Here is a 17,858-nt window from a genome sequence, read left to right on the forward strand (position 1 = left end):
CGCGCATCTTGTTGCCGAACCCGTTCGCCGTGAACGGCTTGCCGAACGATGTCACGAGGTAGGTCTCGGTGCCGGTCAGTGGCGTCGCCGCAATGATGTCCGTCTCCTGCATCAGCGGCACATTACACCCGCACCGAAACTGGCCGGACGGTGGTCGCGCCACCTTCGACGACAGGCACGGTTCGATGAAGCCGGAGGGACGCCGCAGGATCATGGCCGGAGGCTAAAATATCGGTGGCTCTGCATGCCAGAGCACCAGATCATCCAATGCAACGAGCACGATCTTGTCAGTCAGCGCGGCTGATACAATTGCATCCTCTGTAAATGTTGACGTTGTGATGATGTAGCCGCGATGCGCATTCTGCTCTTCCACAACTCCCTTGAATTGCTGGATGGTCGGTCGGCCAACTTTATTCTCCGTCGAGTTTCGCTTGCATTGGACGATCATTAGGCCGTCAGGGTGGACGGCAAAGCCATCGACACCAAAGTCATTCGATTTTCGAGTAACCCAAGCCTCAAGGCCAGCCCTATGAAAAAAGCTCATGCTGTGCTGTTCGAAATTGAAGGGGTCCATGCTGAGCAAGTATTTTCGGAGCGCCATCTCCTCCACCGGCATGGCGAACCGGGTGGGATCCATCGGCTGCTCTTTCATTGCAGCCTTCATTTGTGCGCTAGTCTGACGTAGTCGCTCGTCTTCAATGATGATGTCGATGATTTCCGCAATATCGGTTCGTGCCTCCGGGCTTGTCACGACAGCTTCGATAATCGAGGTAATGCCTGCCGTACCGAGAAAGACCAGCAACAGTACCGGAACGCCAAGAGCGCCACCAAACGCTGCTATGCCAGCGGCATGGCCACCGACCAACGGGATTGCAGCGAGAGTGGCCGGTAACGCGATCTTCATTGACAATGATAGATTTGACTTCCGGTAATTTGAAACGGTTGCAGATATGCTCTTGGCCATCGCCTTGATGGTCGTCCGTGAATTGATCAGCGCGTTCAACTGCCTCAATTTTTCGAGGGAGCTTACTTCGCTTGCAACGACCTCGCGCGATTGGCTAAGCCAGCGTATCGCGAGGACCCGATCTTCGGGGCGCGTCGTGTGGGTGATGGTTGAGGCGAAGAGGCCCACAAGCCACGTCTTAATTCCGTTGGTCACATTGACGAACACGGCTGCTCCACAGGCGAGACGGATAGGGCGGTTCTATTTGCACGAAATCTCCAAGTCATCCGTGTCGCGCGGCAATTTCCTCTTTCTCGCTGGCTTTGAGATTGACGAACTTCATGTTGACCCTCGGCGGGACAGCGAAGTCCACGTCGAGGTACGCTGTGCCGAGCTTCATGGTGCCTTGGATGCGCTTCGCCGTCGCTGCGCTGGTGATGAGGGCCGTGACCAGCACGCCGCCACTGGTCGCTTTGGCGGCGATGGCATTTTCTTTCTGGATGTCGGCGTTGCTGTTTGATTTCAAGCGAAGCCGAGCTTTTGGTGGCAGGCCCCACGTCACTTTGAAAGTCGTCACCTCATAGCCCATCTGTTCAAGGATCGGCAGAGCATCGCCGACCTGTTGGGTGAAGGTGTTGAACTCGATCATCAGCTTGCCCGTTGCATCCGAGAAGTCCGGAAGCGAAAGGTCCGGCATCGACGGCAGTGACACGGAGGGCAGCGATGGCATCATGTCTCGCGCGGATTTGGTGATGCTGTCGATCCGGCTCGGCGCGGCCTCTTCGGCCTCGGCAACGGCGACGGTGCTGAACAACACAACGATTATCGAAAATGCCCTCATTCAACTCCCCCTTTGGCTCCGACCGCCAGATTAGGCATCGGGCGACGTTAAGCAGGCACGTCATCGATCTACTAGTGCCCGAGAATGGTCTGCATTCGACCCTGCAAGGCTTCGATCAGCGCAACGCGTCCCTCGGCGTTATTGAGATAGCGGACATGCCGGAGATGTCGAAGGTCAAAGGGAATATCATTTTCGTTCTGCGTGATTAGGATCACCTCTCGACCGAGGGTGTGGGCGATACCGGCTTCGTAGAACACGTTCGGATTTCTACCCGTACAGTCGCACACAACAATGCGCGAACGATCAATACGTGCGACTACATCTTGAATGATCGCAGCATTTTCCCAAATGTCGTCGGCCCGTCGACACAGAAGTCCGACGTTACCACGGACGCGTAGGACCAAACTTCGGTTTGGCCTTCCGCAGCCTTGTTCGCGGGTGGCCCCATGCATCCGAGAACCTGTTCCTTGGAGAGGCCGACCATCTGCGCCCGGGCGTCCTGCGCCACTTGGGCTCGCTGAATAGCGCAGCCTGCTAGCGTGACGCTGAGCGCCACGGCCAATCCCACATTACGCATTCTTCTTAATCTCCTCCGCCGCCCGCACACTATCCACAACCGGGGGGCGAAGGAAAGCGGTACCGATCGCGTTTTTGGCGGGCGCCTCCGTCTTGGCAAAGACATGGCCCGACCGGCCTTTTCCAGAGCGTTACTCGAAGTGCGTGAGAATAGATTTACAAGCAAAAACAATGTTTTAATGCACGCGACAGTGATGGCTGAACGGGTCGGATACCCACCAGCTACAGGAGCAAGCCAGTGCCAATCCCCATCCCCTTTTCGGTCTTTCAGACGACACCCGGCCAGAATTTTCCCAAGCCGCTTTTTGGCCTCCACGCGTATTCGCTCGAACAGGCCCGCGAGGCCAAGGTCGCGGGCGAGACCATCGTCGTCGCCGTCGCGCTCAGGAAAGGCAGGGAGAGGTTAAGTGCAGCGGGCCTGATGCGAAGCGCGCAGCGCGCAGCGCTCTGACGCGCACCACGCGCCATCCTATTCGCTTTTCGGGTCCCTCGGGGGCCAGGGCTAAACGCGGGGACCGCGCGACCGCGCCACTTCAGCATATTTACAGTTTCCATTTTTCGGGTTTCGTATGCTGAATTCGATTTTGAGGTTCACGGAGATGCGGCGCACTGATCTGGCTGAGGCAACGTTGGAAGGCTGGGCGCGGCTCGACGCAGCGCAGCGCCAGCGGTTCTTCGAGGCGTTCGTTGCGGCGGCGGTACGGCTCGACATGCTGGAGCTGCGCGCTTGGCTCTGGCGTCGGCTCCGAGAGCCGCCGCTAGTCGCGATTGATCCGGCTCGCTTCACGATTTCGGATGCCGATATTGCCCACCTTCTGAGGACGGCGGGCAATGCACCGGGCGGCGAAGCTGCCGCCGGGCCAGGGACGGGGCCGATGGCGGCTAGAACCCGCAGGCAATCGCTTCCGCCCTTGTTCAGCTCGCTGCGCCCAAGGATGCCAGGCTGCGAAACTGAGCTACGTCAGGGAACAATCCAGACTACGGTCCCGATGATCGCAATCGAAAAGCCGATGATCACCAGGTCGACCGTGAGCCACTCAGGGATGCTGGACATAGCTTCGTCCTCCAGCGTCACTCTGTGCTTGATGAGGGTGGGCCAATGTGAACCAGTTCACACACCCGGTACAAAAATTTAGTGCGTACCGCGTCCCCATATTCTCAAATCAGGTTATCCCATGGAGCTGTGGGCTTGGCTTCGGCGGCGGCTAAAAAATCCGCCGCTCGCCCCGCCGTTCGATCCGGCTCGTTTGATGTTTGCGGATGCCGACCTTGCCGTCATCCTGAGGGCGGCGGGCGAAGCTGATCCCCCCATCGACCGGCGGTGCCCCCAACGAGAAGGAAGCGTACCGGCCGGGGGCATCAAACAGCAGGGAAGGCCGTTCGGTCCGGCCCGAGAGCCGACCCAGAACGCAAGTCGCGTTTTGACCCCCCGTAGACGTTTGCTGGGTCAACTTTTGTTCTGGCGTCGCTCCGGTTCCGGGTGCACATTGGTTCTATCACCGTGCTTTGGATCGGTGACGAGAACGCCGGTTGCGCTCCCTCCCAATTCACGCAGGGAAAGGAGAGTGCCATGGGACGACACCCACAATCCCACATTAACAACAACCTGAATGCGGAACGAGCCCGCATCATAGCGGAGCTGGAAAACACGCAGCCGGGACCGCAACGTGATCTTCTAGAACGCAAACTGCGCCAGCTTAAAACCGCTTCTAATCTAGACAAATGGCTGACGTCGCCGGGTCTGCAACCCCCTGAGCAATAAGGTCGTCTCAGGCCGACCGAGCGCGTAGGGAGCAGATGCAAGAGTACCGCGCACATATCATGGACCTCGACGGGCATATCGCGCTTCGCATCGTTCTAATGTGCGAGGACGAAACCGAAGCCAAGAAGCGCGCCAGATGCTTGGCTGACGGCTACGACGTAGAGCTGTGGTTTGAGGATCGAAAGATCACAGAATTTAAGAGTGAGTAAAGCTGTCTCGGTTGGCGGCCTTTAGGCACGGTGTTCTCTCCACCTTTTGAGGAGTGACGACAGTCGTATCGGCCGTGGATTACACATGCGCATCCTGAAAGTTGCACACGCAAATTCTTCGTGCCCTTCCGGCATTTCGCGCATCATCGCAACCTCGATGCGAACCGTGTCAGCATCGAAAGCCTGACGGGAAATTCCTCGTCATTTTCTTGAAGTCCTACCCTGTAATCCACCTCACACCCGCACCCAAGCGCGGTCCGATATAGTCTCTTGAGACGTCTTAGCGTCATTCGAGGAATTTACAGATTTCTTTCGTGCGGCTCAGTCGTTCTTGTGTGGTTGGGCACCGAAACGGAAGGCCGGCATGCCAACGTCATTTCCCCTTGTGCGATGGTCGACTGAGATGCTGCCGGAGCGCACACGGTTCTCCACGTTCCGTGAAGAGTTTGCGCGGCTGAACCTCGCCTTGGACGTGATAGATCACAGCGGTGGCCGACCACGTATCAATGTCACCTACTGGCCGCTCGGCCCGGTTGGCGTTTGTAGCATTGTCACCACGCCGGTGGAGTTTATCCGTCACAAACGCCACCTCAAGGATAGCCGTGACCAATTCGGACTGAACATCGTCGAAGCTGGCCCGGTCCAATTTGCAAATGCTGGCCAGGAACATGTCTATGATGTCGGCGCCGCTTGTTTGGTTGACCGGGGAAGGCTGCTGCGAGTATTTGGGCCGCGTGGCGCCAGCGTCAAATTCGTGACCGTGCCGGCTGCCGCCCTTAGGTCTCTGGTTGCGCAGCCGGAAGATCTATCAGGTCGGCCGGTGCGTCCCGAACCGGCGCTTAGACTGCTCGGCCGCTACCTGCGGTCGCTCGCATCCTTCAAAGAACCTCCGTCATCAACACTGGCCTCCACCGTCGGCGTACATCTCCTCGATCTCGTGGCCGCAACGCTCGGGCCGACGGCCGAAGCTGCAATCGTTACGGAGCGTGGAGTGAAGGCAGCCAAGCTTCAGGCGATCCTGGCGGAGGTCGCGCAACGCTTCGGCGATCCCAATGGCGATCTGAACAATGTTGCTGGAGCGCTCGGTATGTCGCGGCGATACGTGCAAAAGTTGCTCGAAGAGACCGGAAAGTCCTTCACCGAGCACCTTGCAGGGTGTCGGCTTGAGCGTGCCTTCGCGATGTTGACTGACCCGCACCATCTGCATTTGGCCATCATCGATATCGCGTTTGCAGTCGGCTTTGGTGATGTTTCTCATTTCAATCGCTCGTTCCGCCGACGCTTCGGCGAGACGCCATCAGGCGTGCGCGCCGCATCAATCGTGAGGCAGAAGTCATCCTGCGCCCCCTCACAATGCGCGGGCGACGGCCGCTGAAACGCGGATGGGCAGCGGGAGCGGCGGCGCAAGGCGTCAGGCCAAGGCCGCAGGAAGGCCGCACAGCGCGCCAAGGGCGCAGGGCCCGGCCACCGGGCGGGCCGCGCCAGCGCACAGGCGCGACATGGCTAGACACTCCGTTAAAAACCTTTGGTCCATCTGCGGTCCGTTGTGGCGCCGAGACAAAATTAAATGATTGATTTCGTTGAAGGGTGGGACTTCTGCCGGGCCCACCAGTATTTTCAAGGAGGGCTTGGCCCGCCCGTTCGCGCCTCGTCTTTTCGTCAACCAACGAAACAACCAATCCTACGTTCTTGCTCGGTGCCGAATGCGTTCCGATAGCGTTCGCTGCGGTACGCAGGGTGGGCCGGGTGGTGATACCATAGGTTTCGCGAAGCGTCATTTCGCTCATACCCAAGAAGCCCGCGGCTTCCCACATCGGTGCCGCCCGCTGCATCAGCCAAGTTGCCGCGGTATAGCCGGTAGGTGAGACGTGGATAGTCCGACCGCGGGCGAACTGGCTAGGGGTGGGCCTCAAGCAGTTCTTTGCGGGCGATCTGAGCGCCGTCGATCCCGGCATGGCTGACGCTGATTGGTGAGGTTATGCGCTTTTGAGATGGCTCGGGTACTACGACGGCGGATGCGGCCCGCAAGATCGTGGGGCATGCCAGCAAGGAAAAAACCTGCCAGCAGGTGTCTACGGGTCAGCATGCGCAGGTGACTTGCTGAGATTAGCTAGTTTCTGCGCGAGCAGGATGCTTTGGTGCTGCAGGGCCTCCTCGATCACGTCAAGCTTCGCGCGCATCAGGCGCAGCGCAGTGGCCGATGCCGGCCGGTGCGCCACATCGAGTAGCATCAGCCGAGTGGACATCGCCTGATATTGCGCGGCGAAGTCGGTCACCTCGGAGCGGTAGGTTCGCAAAGCGTCCGTCAGCGCAACGATCGCTTGATCGGTCGATTTCTGCTCATGTTTGATGCCCCCCCTAAATCACGGTCGGTGGATGCCTGCTCAGTACGCATACGACGAAGACCGCCTGATTGACGCATGCGCGCGGGCACGGCGAGTTCTATGATGGCGATGCGTGAAGGTCAGGCGGCTTGCTGATCGGTGGGGTTGTCGGCCTGACGCAGGAGCTTCCATTCCCAGGGCAGCAGCTCGTGCAGACGCGATGCGGGAAGATCGGCGATACGGGCGAGGATGTCGGCGAGCCAGGCTTTGGGATCGACGTCGTTCAGGCGACAGGTCGTGATCATCGTCAGCATGATGGCGGCGCGGTCGGCGCCACGCAGGCTGCCGGCGAAGGTCCAGTTGCGCCTCCCCAAGGCGATGCCGCGCAACGCTCTTTCAGCGGCGTTGTTGCTGAGGCAGATTCTGCCATCGTCGAGGAAGCGGGCAAAATCGTCCCAACGCCTGAGCAGGTAGTTCATGGGCTTCAGGACCTCGGAGGAGCGCGAGAGGGTTTCTCGCTCACGGAGCAGCCAGGCGTGCATATCGTCGAGCAGCGGCTTGCTCTGCTCCTGGCGCACGGCACGCCGCTCGTCGGCGCTGCGGCCGTTGATGGCGCGCTCGATCTCGAACAACGCATCGAGGCGTCTGACAGCCTCCAGTGCGATCGGGGAGACCGGTTTGCCCTTGCGGCCTTCCCTGGCATTTTTCTCGATGTCGGCCAGCTCGAAGAAGCCCCGTCGTGCATGGGCAAAGCAAAATGCCGGCGTAATCGGCCGCGCCTTCTTCTGCGGATCGAACAGCGGTTCGAACCCGCTGTAGCAATCGGCTTGCAGGATACCACCGAAGGCGACCAGATGCTTCTGGGGATGCTCGCCTCGTCGGTCGCTCGAGGCGTAATAGACCGCCGCCGGCGGCGCGGGCCCGGCGAAGGGCCGGTCATCCCGCACACAAGTCCAGATCCGTCCGGTGGTACACTTGCCCTTCGCCAGGATACGGATGGTGGTGTCATCGCCATGAAGGCGCTCGGCCGCGAGCACATGGCGTTCGATCAAATGGAAGAGCGGCATGACGGCGAAGGTGCCGTGGCCGACCTGGTCGGCCAGGGTCGACAACGACAGGTCGATCCCCTCGGCCTTGAATCGCGCACTCTGGCGGTTGAGCGGGATATGCATGCCGAACTTGTCGAACAGGATCGTCGCCAGCAATTGTGGGCCAATGAAGCCGCGCGGCGTGGTATGGAACGGTGCGGGCGGCTGGCTGATCTTCTCGCAATCACGGCAGGTGAACTTCTCGCGTACCGTCTCGATCAACTTGAAGCGGCGTGGGATCTCCTCCAGCGTCCTGGTCACATCCTCGCCGATCTTCGCCAGCCGCGATCCAACGCAGCAGGCACAGCTCGTTGGAGCCTCCATGACGACGCGCTCGCGTTCGATGTCATCCGGCCATGGCTTGCGCACCGGCCGCTTGCGCGTGAAGGAACGGACGTTCTGCGTCTTCGCCGCTGCGGCGTGCGCGGCAAGCTCATCCTCGCTCGCCGTGGTGGCGAGTTCTTCGAGCTCCAACTCCAGCTGCTCGAGCAGCCGTGCCGTGCGCTCGGAGCGCGGCCCGTACAGTTCGCGTTTGAGCTTCTCGATCCGCAGCTCGAGATGCGCGATTAGCGCCTCGTTGTCCGACAGCTCCGCCCGCGCACTGGCAGCCACCGCCTCGGCCTGCAGCCGCGCCTCACGCTCGGTCTGCAGCGCCGCCAGGGCACTTGCAAGGTCCGATGGAAGATCGTCCGGCTTCGATATCATGAAGCCAGTGAATCAGATCAAGCCGCAGATTCAAACCATAAAACGTTATCCGACCCGCGTCGGACGCTGGGTTTCTTGTGGGTTGCGCCAATCGATCCCGGACAACAGATAGCTCAACTGCGCCGGCGAGATCGTTACCGATTCACCGGCAACCGATGGCCAGATGAACCTGCCTCTCTCGAGCCTTTTGGTAAACAGGCATGCTCCCTGGCCATCGTGCCAGATCACCTTCACAAGATCGCTGCGGCGACCGCGGAAGACGAACAGATGACCGTTGAGCGGGTCTTTGTGCAGCACCTCCTGCACTTGGAGTGCCAACGACGGAAAACCTCTGCGCATATCGGTGTAGCCTGTCGCGAGCCACACTCGCGCGCCTGTCGGAACCGGGATCATCGGCGCACCAGGGCATCGAGAACGCGACGCAGCGCGTCTCCATCGACCTCGCCATCGACCCGGATGCGGTGTCCGCTACCAAGATCGATCTCGATGATGCCCTGGCTCTTCCGTCGACGCACCGGCGCCGTCGTCAATGGCACTTCGGCCACATCCCGCGGCCGCACAGACGGCCCAATCTCGACCGGCACGAACGGAGCTATACTCGTCTCACCGTGCTTGCAAAGCTCTTTGCGCCACCTGAACAGCTGGCTCACATGAAGGCCGGCCATGCGAGCCACCTCGGAAACAGTGGCTCCGGGCTCAAGCGATGCTGCAACCAGCCGTTCCTTCTCATCTCGCGACCACCGCCGCCGCCGCTCGACCGATGTGATCACCTCTGCCCGCGAAATCGTCATAGCGCTTCTCCTAGGATTACCCCTAGGACCTGCAGCGCTCGCCTCCGTCAAACAAGGCGGCCTTTGGCGGAGGGATACCCTGCTCATGTTTGACGGCCTCTAGATCACGGCCGGTAGATGCTTGCTGATGTTTGATGACCTCTAAAGCGCGGCCGATCGAAGCCTGCTGAAGTTTCATGGCCGTGAGTTCGTCACGCGCCTTGTTCTGACTGTAGACCACGCCGGCTGAAGCGGATTGTTGCGGACCTGTCCTTGGACAAGGCCAAGCTTCAGGATGTGCTCTCAAAAAAGCTTTGAAGCCTGGCCGCAAGCGAGAGCTTGTCGACAAAGTACGGAGTGACTGGAAGGTCTCGATCAGGCGGGCCTGTTCGACTCTTCGGATCGATCGCGCACTTTACGTCTACAAGTTCAAGCGTGGCGACCAGGCCGCTCTCAAGAGCCGGATCAAGGACATCTGCGAGACGCGGGTGAGATACGGATATCGCCGGGTCCACGTCCTGCTCCAACGTGACGGCTGGGCCATCAATGTCAAACGTGTCTATCGTCATTATAGGGAATTGAGCCTGCAATTGCGCAACAAAACGCCGAAGCGTCGCGTCAAGGTCAAGCTGCGTGAAGACAGGACGGAAGCAGGTCGGATCAATGAGGCCTGGGCAATGGACTTCGTTCATGACCAGCTCGCCACCGGCCGCAAGATCCGTGTGCTCACGATCGTCGACACGCTCAGTCGCTTCTCTCCAGCCGTCGATCCGCGCTTCAGCCATCGAGGCGGGGATGTCGTGCAGACTTTGGAACGCATCTGCAAGACCGTCGGCTACCCCAAGACGATCCGCGTCGACCTGGGATCGGAGTTCGTCTCCCGCGATCTTGATATCTGGGCCTACCAGAAGGGTGTCGTGCTGGATTTCTCGCGGCCGGGTAAGCCGACAGACAACAGCTTCATCGAATCCTTCAACGGCAAGTTCAGAAGCGAATGCCTGAACACGCACTGGTTCCTGAGCCTTGACGACGCACGGCAGAAAATGGAGGATTCACATAGCGCGATCGGCAACAAGGCGCCGATATCGCTGTTGAATGGCTCATCGGCACCCCCGCCGGCATGAGTCTACCCCCGGGAAATTCCAGCAATGGCTGGCCTAGTTTCCGGGAGCACTTCAGCGGCAAGCAGCCATCGACGTGTGGTGTGGGTCATTCTGGGGTGCGGCGTTCAGAACTACTGACGGCTCGGGACAATCCTATAGCCGACACAATCGCCGCGAGTAAGCCCCGCAGCGGTCTCCCGCCGGCGCAGACAGATCTCCCGACTTTCCGGTCCCGATTTTTTAGCGACCAAGAATCGCCGCGCAACGATTTCACGCATTTCCCACATAACGTGAAGGAAAACTTCTTGAAACGCATCATATGCGCGTTTTTTGCCGCGCTGATGCTCCTTGTCGCCGATTTGGCACATGCCGCAGCAAGTATCCGGGCGGCATTCCAATTATGGTTGATGATACTGATCCCGGTAGATGGCAGTCGCGATGATAATCAGCGCAGGAGGGCCTTCGTGCGCTGTCTTTCTGCGCCGCTTCTTCCGCGTTAAACGGGACCGTCATCTTTCTTGGATATTCGCGCTGGCCAATCTCGTGCAGCTCGCGGCCAACAGCCCAACTAAAGAGATTTGCACATGAGGTTTCACGGCGCTCATAGGTCTCCTGGCGTCTACCACGCTTGCCGTTGCATTTTTGTGGACTTCGCGGTGACAACATGCAGACGCGCTTCGTCATATTCGATCGTGGCTGTATGCACCTCCGAGGCGATAGGCTAACCGATTGATTTCTGAGGTATGTGATAATCACACGATCGAGGCCGATTACGGGATCGATCATTCGCAGCGTTGTTTGGCAAGCGGGTTGGGACACTTGATGCGAACGATTCTTATAGCTCTAAGTATTTGGTTGTTGATCAACGTCCTCTTTGTACTAGTCATGATTCCTCCGCGCAAACCACGGAAATCTAGCCGTCAGAACGGCACCGCCGGTAGGCTTTCACCCGCATTAATTAAGGAGAACGCCGAACCATCAAGCGAAGAGGATGATAGCTCTTCTCTTCGCCACGTTGTCATCGCGATCGGGCTGGGCGTCTTCTTTTCGCTGACGCCGCCTTTGCTTCAGGCTTACGATGCTATCAACGAGTTCGTTAACCGTCGCCGATCAAGACGAAACGCTTCGGCGACCCATCACAGCCTTGATCAGCACGCTGACGAAGTCTCCGATGTTGAGACCGGCCAGGACAAGAACCGTCGGTAGTCACCATTCGGGATGAATGTTCAATCCCATTAAGTCGTAGTCGGTCAGTGTTTCGCCGCCCGTGTCGCATTGGTGCTTTCCGGCGAATTGATCCACTTTTAGCAGTGGGCTCGGCGCGCGGCCGCCAGGAACCATGTCGGGGTAACGGTGCCGGGGGGCTCGACGGAGTCCGACTCCGCCGCGATCCAGCGCTACCTGGCGCATATGCGCCGCATTCTGTTGCCGAATGCGAGATAAGAGCAGCGAACATGACCTCAAGTTGAACCACACTACATGATCTTTAAGCGACTAATTTTGGGGCTTCAATATGAAGAGACTTCTGGGGCTTTTGCTGCTCGCCCAATCCTTCTTGCTTTCCGCCGAGGCCATGGCGCAGGGGCTTCCCGCTCCCTCATACTGGAAAAATGAACGAGGTTCGGAACTGCTTATTTGGTCCGCCAATAGCGGGACGATACAAGGGACTTTCACAAACCATGCTCAAGGGTTTGCGTGCCAGGGCATCCCGTATCCTGCAGCGGGATCCGTTAGTCCAACCGGCTTGTATTTTGTTGTTACCTTTGCCCAGTGCAATTCCTTTACCCGCTGGGTTGGAACAATTAAGGGGTCTCAGATGCCAACGTCTTGGACGCTGTTCTACGTTGATAACAAAGGCAAGCCTAGCAAGTTGAAGGGTGCGGATATATTCACGCGCGTATGGTAGTTTTCAATCTTCCTGCAAACGAAGCGACCTAAGATTTGAAGATCGCTCTCGCGACGTCTGCACTCCGAAGCGGCGTGTGACGCTGAGCCCGGCGCGCGCGGGCCCAGCGTCGCGCCGACGCGGCGGATTTCGGCCTATTCTCCGCCCTCGTAGAAGAGCTCGAGCGGCAGGTTGACCAGCACCGATCCAGTCCCGAGCAGTTGCATTCGGCGGTTCGGGTGGTAGACACTTCGCTAATACTTCGGTTCGAAGCGCGCTACTCTGCGCGTCATCCCTGAGCTCTAGGTTCATTCTCGAGGAGATCCTCAGCACGTGCCTTGGCGTCGTTTTCTCGGGATCATTTTATGTCACCTATTCAAGCGATTAAAGACTGGTACGTGTCCCTGGACAACGAACTTCAATCAGACATCGCGTACATGTTCGTATCTCTGACTCTCGGTGATCGCCAGTTTGCTCCCGCTGCCGCTGTCCGAAGACTGTTGCAATGGTTTGACGTGCGTAGTGAAGGCACGGAACACGAGGATGCTCTAGCAGCCGTTACGTTTCGGGCCTCATTCGAATACATCTTTGCTGAGCGCTTCACGGGCGCCGGGTGGATCTTTCCAGAGCAAACTTTCAAGGACGTGATCCGCGAGGCTGCTGAAGGTAAAGAGGCAAGCAAGATTGCGACGAGCGCATTCCGGTTACTGCGGAGCCTTCCGGACCGGAGAACGAAATGGAAAGAGGCAGGTGAGAACTGGAATGCCCTAGTCAACTCGACAATCAACGATGATGCGTTGAGGCAGTGGACACAAGATCAGTTCCTGGCGAGCGACTACGGGCCGGCGCAAGACTGAAAAAGCTCCTCACCTCCCGCAATCCTCGCGACGGTGCACTTGCCAGGCGATTCTGGCGCCATCGATGTTAGAACCTCCATCCTCAAACTTGCTTTGTTTGAGTAGGAGTCAAGCGCAAATGCTGTTCGGCTCTTCGCTCCGCGCAGCAATACCGTGTTCGGCAAGTCGTCTCGATATGAACTGGAGAGGTGAAGCCTATGCGACGTTGTTACCCCATCAGCCCTTTTGCTGGAATCGCGGACTGAGACGAGGCATAGGCGCCTGAAATGAGCTTGTAACAACAACATGCCCTTTTCTCGAGGCACTTGGGTTCATCAATCTCCAAGAGACCGCGCATCTTGCGGATCAGCCCTCGTTCTTCGAATCGGCTTAGAGTCTGCGTTACCCCAGCGCGACGAAGTCCCAAGACAGACGAAAGGTAGTCATGGGTAACTGGCAGCACACGAACGTCAGCAGCATCACTCGCCAAACAAAGCCAGCTCGCGAGCCTCTGTTCACGATCGTGCCGAACCCCGCACAATCCTGTCTGAACGCACTGAAATGTCAGCGCTTGAACGTACTCAAAGAGATGCTCTCGGATCTCAGGACGCTCTTCTACTAGCCGGCGCAATTCCTCAACACGGATCCTGTGCGCGCTTCCGGGAAAGAACACCACAGATTGATGCGTCGAAAGATGTCCTCCGCACAAGAACGAAGCACCGACCACACCCCGATATCCTATGACGGCCGTTTCAAGCATGCTCCCCGCCGCGACAACCCTTAGCGAGACGAGGCCCGACTCCACGAAGTAGACGTGCTCTACATGCCTTTTCGGCTCTTGCAGAACCATACGCTCTTTCAGGACGATCGGCTCAAGGCACTCCCCCAATGCTGCGAGGCCGTCCGGAGAAATTCTGGACAGGATAGCATTTCTGACAGGGGGCCGCGTATTAGGACGCAGGCTATCGAGCCGACGAAGCGTCGGCTGTGTGCCGGTAACTCCTGCGAGAGCGGGGTCACCCGAGCTGTCCCGCGGTTCAAGGACGGCTGGCACCCGATTGGTCATAGTGCAGTCCGTCTCATAGCGTGGATATCTGCTGGAAACGTAGCCAAATACCCATACGGATTCCTGTAATGTGCAGCGCGTTGAGCACAAATCCGGCCTTAAGACGGCGTCTTTGACGAATTTCAACGCCTGACGGGGACCGACCGGGGTGTGGAGCAACTCGCTTTGGACTCGTCGGCGCCGGAACGCCGTCAGACCAGCGCGCCACGCTGTTACCGCCTGGCCGGGGATTGCGAAGTCCGTTGCGTGAGACGAACACAGCACCACTAAGGCAACCGCGCCTCGCCAGAGAACATTTCAGATGTCAGGCGAGAGTTTAGTCATGCTCCCTCTATGCCGAAATTCATTGTGACCAACACGAGTTTTGCACTGATGTTCTCAAGACAATCAATCAACCTTTTCAACCGCTGATGCCATGAGGGAGCACCGTTTGTCTCGCCGCAGGGACACCTGGCGACGACTGGCAGTCCCCTCGCACCGCCAAAGCGCAAACATGCTGCGTGGACACAGCCGGCCGCCTGCCTCGCGTCAGTTTTCCTCTAATAATGATTGGAACCGAGGCGCAAAATAAAGATCAATCTGTCATAAGTGTCGCTAGTCCCGGGCTCCGGCGGTCCGCGGTAAGGTCGCATTTTTATAGAATTTAGCTTCAGTGAGGTCGGAATGAGAGAAAGGCTAATACCTTCACGCACAGGCAAGTTCGGTTTTCAGATGATAGCCGCAATAGTGGGAGGGCTCCTCGCTGGAGCCGCTCTAGGCGCCACCCCCTATGTAATTTCGCAAAAGGACCGAGAATTCAGACCCCAAGAAATCGTAATAAAGCGCGGCGAGACCCTACGGTTTATAAACGATGACGGTGAGCTCATGCACCACACCTATTTGAGCTCAGACACCTTCGAGTTCGATTCTGGCGATCAACAGCCAGGCAGCCAATTCGACGTCGTCTTTTCTGTGGCTGGTGACTACACTGTGTTGTGCGGCATTCATCCCAAGATGAAGCTTGGCGTGCACGTCAAAAAGTAGGGCCCTACAGAATTGAGGTGTTGAAGATCGCTGCATGACCGACATAGTAGGCGAACAGCGTAACCGTCAACGCCGCACATAGTCCGGCCGGAGCGAGCCAGGGAGCGCGATAGTCGGCTTCCCTCGGCTGATTATCGGAAAGTATCGCGACCAGTACGACGATGATCGCCGAGTGCCCGATCACATCAAGCTTGCCAAATTCGAAACACGCGCTGATGAACATTCCAAGCAGTATGGCAGCCGCAACGCGCCGGACCAAGGGCGTCCAAGCTAGGGCAAACGCGAGCGTGAATTCGATCATGCCAGCGGCGCGCATATAGAACTCACTATCGAACCCGAGCGTCATGCCGGGGTGCTCGATCAGAAGCGGGAAGCTCCATTCCGGGTAGGCCCACTTTTCCACCGAAGCCCACATCAACGTGACGGCGGTTGCGTAGCGCACGACATCGAGTGGCGGAACGCCGAACAGATCTTTTTGCAAGCCCGCGAGGGCGAGGTAGGCCGCAAGGCCCAAAAAGATCGGATAATCGGCCAGATGAAACGTGCCGTAATCTCGAACGGCGAGCCCGAACAGAACGACAATTCCCGCCGCGGAGAAGGGCATCGTGCGGCGCGACAGCAGGCCTGCTGCGATGGCGAGTTGCAAAGGCCCAACCATTGACGAAGTCGTTTTCAATTCCGGGGTCAGCAAGATACCGCCCACCGCCCAAAGCGAGATGAAGAAAAATCCGCAGACAGCCCGGATGATTTCCTCAGTGTGTAGTCGCAATCCGTCCGTGAAGCGGTTGAGGGAGCGGGCCGCCAGCTCACCCAAAGACGTCCGTTCAACCATGCAGCCGGAAAAAAACCAGAGCAGGGCAAGAGCCAACAGCAGTTCAAAATCCTGGCACAGTACGTTTTCGAGGCTTCGGGGCTGGCCGGCAGCGTCATAGGCACAGAACCATTTGACATGGGCACTGGCACCTTGTGTCCCCAAGAACCAGAAAGAAAGTGCCACGATGGACCTTGCAAAAAGGGAGCTTCTCCGGAATGCCGCAAAGGCATCCCGCGTCGGAGACCTGAACATAAAAAACCACCCCTTTTGGAAAAGCGCCCGCCTCTGACGATTTGTTCAACTTAGCACAAATCTTAAGGATGTGACGACGCTCGCATCCGAAGGTTGTTTGCTGGGTTAATGGGGACACGCCGGCAAGGATTTGTGCGGCGAGACTATCGCGCACGTCCCTTCAATTTTACAGATTTTGACGACGGGCCTTCAATGCAAGTGTCGTACTGAATGTCAGACAAAAAACGGATGTCCGGAGTAGTCCATGTTTGGTGCGTTTCGTACGAAGAGGGTGCCCGTCGGCTCGGCGCTGGCCCGCACCGCAATGAGACTCACAGCATGCAGTGAAACCCTGGAGACGTGGGCGGGCGGTTTCCTCATCCTCGTGTTGGGCTTGCTGGGAGCGGCATTGCCGCACTTCCCCTGAGAGCCTCCCCGACCGCGCGATCGGGGTACCGGTCATCGCGCCAACCTGGGAAAAGTCGTATCCGTCGAGGATGCGGTGAGCGTCTGAAGAAAAGCGATCAGATCCGCCTTTTCGCTTTCCGTCAGAGATAGAGGCTTTATTGAAGGCGAGCGGCTCGGACGGTCGATCCCACCCTTGTCATAGAGTTCGATGACCTCTTCGAGGGTTGCGACCGATCCATCATGCATGTAGGGAGCACGCCGCGCGACATCGCGCAGTGTCGGCGTTTTGAATGCGTACCGCAGCTTTTGCGACGTCGGAAAAAGCCGACCGCGTCCAACGTCGTCGTTCCTTGCGACGCCAATATCGTGAAACGATCCGTCAGTGAACGATGGTCCACTGTGGCAGTTTGAGCAATGGGCTTTGCCGTTGAAAATCTCAAAGCCGCGTTTTGCCGCGGCGCTGACGGATGTCGCGTCTCCCATGATCCACCGGTCGAATGGCGCTTCGCCAGCCACGATGGCTCGTTCAAAAGTCGCCAACGCGGCTTCGATCCTGGGTCGCGTGATCGCACCGTCCCCGAATGCGACTGCGAATGCATCAGCATAGGCCGGGATAGCGGAGAGACGCGCGATCAATTCTGATTCCGTCAAATTCATGTTGGCCCGGCCTGTGATCGGCCCGAACGTGACGGCTTCGAGAGTCTTGAATTTGCCGTCCCACCCCAACGGTTCGGTGAACGCCACGTCGATCAGGGTCGGCGCACGCAATGGCAGGCCGCTGGGATCCTCGCCGACCGCACGCGCGAGGCCATCACCCCAGGAAAGCGACGGATTGTGGCACGTCGCGCAGGAACGGGTGCGGGACTTCGAGAGCAGCGCATCGAAGAAGAGTCTTTCCCCGAGAGCAGCTTTCGGCACCGTGTAGGGATTACGATCGGGATAAGGGATCGCCGCCGGCCGACGATAGCTGGCGCGCGCCGTGGCATCCGCTGATGTCTCCGCCGCTGCCGAGGCAAAAGGTTGGCCCAGCGGAAAAAGGGCCGCGAGCAAAGCTAAGCTGACCCAGATCCTCATCGGCTCCTCGACGATATAGTGCTCCTATATGGCAACCCCGGAAAAAAAGCCTTAATAGCAAGTATCGGATGCTGCCGATTAATCGAAATCTCCTTCAGAGAACCCTTGCGCCTCCATGACTGGGGCGCGCCAACAATTGATGAAGTGGGCCCGTGTGACATTATAATGGAAGCCCTCGATGAGTTTCATTTCAGAGCGCT

17 protein-coding genes and 1 pseudogene are annotated in these 17,858 nt (G+C 58.3%); 8 read left to right on the top strand and 10 right to left on the bottom strand.

Features of this window, described 5'->3' with window-relative positions; all coding sequences use genetic code 11:
- Window positions 1-223: 223 nt before the first annotated feature.
- The 3 genes from IF809_RS23690 to IF809_RS23700 all read right to left on the bottom strand — a co-directional run bounded on the left by IF809_RS23690 (window position 224) and on the right by IF809_RS23700 (window position 2,041).
- Window positions 224-1,171, bottom strand: coding sequence for a restriction endonuclease (locus IF809_RS23690; RefSeq protein ID WP_244433089.1), 948 nt, complete (start codon window positions 1,169-1,171; stop codon window positions 224-226).
- A gap of 55 nt (window positions 1,172-1,226) precedes the next feature.
- Window positions 1,227-1,784: a hypothetical protein gene (locus tag IF809_RS23695; RefSeq protein ID WP_157788454.1), complete on the bottom strand. Its 558-nt coding sequence runs from the start codon at window positions 1,782-1,784 to the stop codon at window positions 1,227-1,229.
- Window positions 1,785-1,855: 71 nt separating this feature from the next.
- Window positions 1,856-2,041, bottom strand: coding sequence for a hypothetical protein (locus IF809_RS23700; RefSeq protein ID WP_244433088.1), 186 nt, complete (start codon window positions 2,039-2,041; stop codon window positions 1,856-1,858).
- 557 nt (window positions 2,042-2,598) lie between these two features.
- Here IF809_RS23700 and IF809_RS23705 point away from each other — a divergent pair.
- A complete protein-coding gene (locus tag IF809_RS23705; RefSeq protein ID WP_038936780.1) occupies window positions 2,599-2,811 on the top strand; it encodes a hypothetical protein in 213 nt (70 codons plus the stop codon).
- A gap of 1,923 nt (window positions 2,812-4,734) precedes the next feature.
- On the top strand, window positions 4,735-5,706 hold the full coding sequence (locus tag IF809_RS23710; RefSeq protein WP_441258648.1) for a helix-turn-helix transcriptional regulator: 972 nt from the start codon (window positions 4,735-4,737) through the stop codon (window positions 5,704-5,706).
- 697 nt (window positions 5,707-6,403) lie between these two features.
- Here IF809_RS23710 and IF809_RS23715 read toward each other — a convergent pair.
- The 4 genes from IF809_RS23715 to tnpA form a co-directional block, all read right to left on the bottom strand.
- Window positions 6,404-6,607 (bottom strand): hypothetical protein, encoded by a 204-nt coding sequence (locus tag IF809_RS23715; RefSeq protein WP_038936777.1) that lies wholly within the window; start codon window positions 6,605-6,607, stop codon window positions 6,404-6,406.
- Between the two features lie 188 nt (window positions 6,608-6,795).
- Window positions 6,796-8,448, bottom strand: coding sequence for an IS66 family transposase (tnpC, locus tag IF809_RS23720; RefSeq protein WP_441258647.1), 1,653 nt, complete (start codon window positions 8,446-8,448; stop codon window positions 6,796-6,798).
- 45 nt (window positions 8,449-8,493) lie between these two features.
- Window positions 8,494-8,814 (bottom strand): IS66 family insertion sequence element accessory protein TnpB, encoded by a 321-nt coding sequence (gene tnpB, locus IF809_RS23725; RefSeq protein ID WP_462838722.1) that lies wholly within the window; start codon window positions 8,812-8,814, stop codon window positions 8,494-8,496.
- A gap of 23 nt (window positions 8,815-8,837) precedes the next feature.
- The gene (gene tnpA, locus IF809_RS23730; protein WP_212477285.1) at window positions 8,838-9,239 is read right to left on the bottom strand and encodes an IS66-like element accessory protein TnpA; all 402 of its coding nucleotides are present in this window, start codon (window positions 9,237-9,239) and stop codon (window positions 8,838-8,840) included.
- 222 nt (window positions 9,240-9,461) lie between these two features.
- On the opposite strand from tnpA, the pseudogene IF809_RS23735 reads away from it, so the two are divergent.
- From IF809_RS23735 to IF809_RS23755, 5 genes and pseudogenes are all read left to right on the top strand, one after another.
- Window positions 9,462-10,342, top strand: a pseudogene (locus IF809_RS23735) (IS3 family transposase); the annotation flags it as partial.
- Between the two features lie 284 nt (window positions 10,343-10,626).
- Complete coding sequence (locus IF809_RS23740) at window positions 10,627-10,821, top strand: hypothetical protein (RefSeq protein WP_014498117.1); 195 nt, start codon at window positions 10,627-10,629, stop codon at window positions 10,819-10,821.
- A gap of 229 nt (window positions 10,822-11,050) precedes the next feature.
- Window positions 11,051-11,527 carry a hypothetical protein gene (locus IF809_RS23745; protein WP_225895088.1) on the top strand — a complete coding sequence of 159 codons (477 nt, stop codon included), beginning with the start codon at window positions 11,051-11,053 and terminating at the stop codon, window positions 11,525-11,527.
- Between the two features lie 307 nt (window positions 11,528-11,834).
- On the top strand, window positions 11,835-12,227 hold the full coding sequence (locus IF809_RS23750; protein WP_080588743.1) for an avidin/streptavidin family protein: 393 nt from the start codon (window positions 11,835-11,837) through the stop codon (window positions 12,225-12,227).
- Window positions 12,228-12,571: 344 nt separating this feature from the next.
- Complete coding sequence (locus IF809_RS23755; protein WP_014498119.1) at window positions 12,572-13,063, top strand: hypothetical protein; 492 nt, start codon at window positions 12,572-12,574, stop codon at window positions 13,061-13,063.
- A gap of 208 nt (window positions 13,064-13,271) precedes the next feature.
- Here the strand turns inward: IF809_RS23755 and IF809_RS23760 are convergent, their stop codons facing one another.
- Window positions 13,272-14,108 carry a Crp/Fnr family transcriptional regulator gene (locus tag IF809_RS23760; RefSeq protein ID WP_038936770.1) on the bottom strand — a complete coding sequence of 279 codons (837 nt, stop codon included), beginning with the start codon at window positions 14,106-14,108 and terminating at the stop codon, window positions 13,272-13,274.
- A 663-nt stretch (window positions 14,109-14,771) separates the two neighbouring features.
- Between IF809_RS23760 and IF809_RS23765 the strand changes: the two genes are divergently transcribed.
- A complete protein-coding gene (locus IF809_RS23765; protein ID WP_014498121.1) occupies window positions 14,772-15,131 on the top strand; it encodes a methylamine utilization protein in 360 nt (119 codons plus the stop codon).
- 4 nt (window positions 15,132-15,135) lie between these two features.
- Here IF809_RS23765 and IF809_RS23770 read toward each other — a convergent pair whose 3' ends face one another.
- Complete coding sequence (locus tag IF809_RS23770; protein WP_038936768.1) at window positions 15,136-16,128, bottom strand: hypothetical protein; 993 nt, start codon at window positions 16,126-16,128, stop codon at window positions 15,136-15,138.
- Window positions 16,129-16,635: 507 nt separating this feature from the next.
- On the bottom strand, window positions 16,636-17,658 hold the full coding sequence (locus IF809_RS23775; RefSeq protein ID WP_038936767.1) for a cytochrome-c peroxidase: 1,023 nt from the start codon (window positions 17,656-17,658) through the stop codon (window positions 16,636-16,638).
- Window positions 17,659-17,858: the final 200 nt, after the last annotated feature.

The organism is Bradyrhizobium sp. UFLA06-24 (assembly GCF_054967145.1).

What these genes read in the sequence shown, in the direction of transcription:
- IF809_RS23695 (WP_157788454.1), bottom strand. Translation starts at nt 1,784, where the DNA reads ATGAGGGCATTTTCGATAATCGTTGTGTTGTTCAGCACCGTCGCCGTT.
- IF809_RS23710 (WP_441258648.1), top strand. Translation starts at nt 4,735, where the DNA reads ATGCTGCCGGAGCGCACACGGTTCTCCACGTTCCGTGAAGAGTTTGCG.
- tnpC (WP_441258647.1), bottom strand. Translation starts at nt 8,448, where the DNA reads ATGATATCGAAGCCGGACGATCTTCCATCGGACCTTGCAAGTGCCCTG.
- tnpA (WP_212477285.1), bottom strand. Translation starts at nt 9,239, where the DNA reads ATGACGATTTCGCGGGCAGAGGTGATCACATCGGTCGAGCGGCGGCGG.
- IF809_RS23750 (WP_080588743.1), top strand. Translation starts at nt 11,835, where the DNA reads ATGAAGAGACTTCTGGGGCTTTTGCTGCTCGCCCAATCCTTCTTGCTT.
- IF809_RS23755 (WP_014498119.1), top strand. Translation starts at nt 12,572, where the DNA reads ATGTCACCTATTCAAGCGATTAAAGACTGGTACGTGTCCCTGGACAAC.
- IF809_RS23760 (WP_038936770.1), bottom strand. Translation starts at nt 14,108, where the DNA reads ATGACCAATCGGGTGCCAGCCGTCCTTGAACCGCGGGACAGCTCGGGT.
- IF809_RS23765 (WP_014498121.1), top strand. Translation starts at nt 14,772, where the DNA reads ATGAGAGAAAGGCTAATACCTTCACGCACAGGCAAGTTCGGTTTTCAG.
- IF809_RS23775 (WP_038936767.1), bottom strand. Translation starts at nt 17,658, where the DNA reads ATGAGGATCTGGGTCAGCTTAGCTTTGCTCGCGGCCCTTTTTCCGCTG.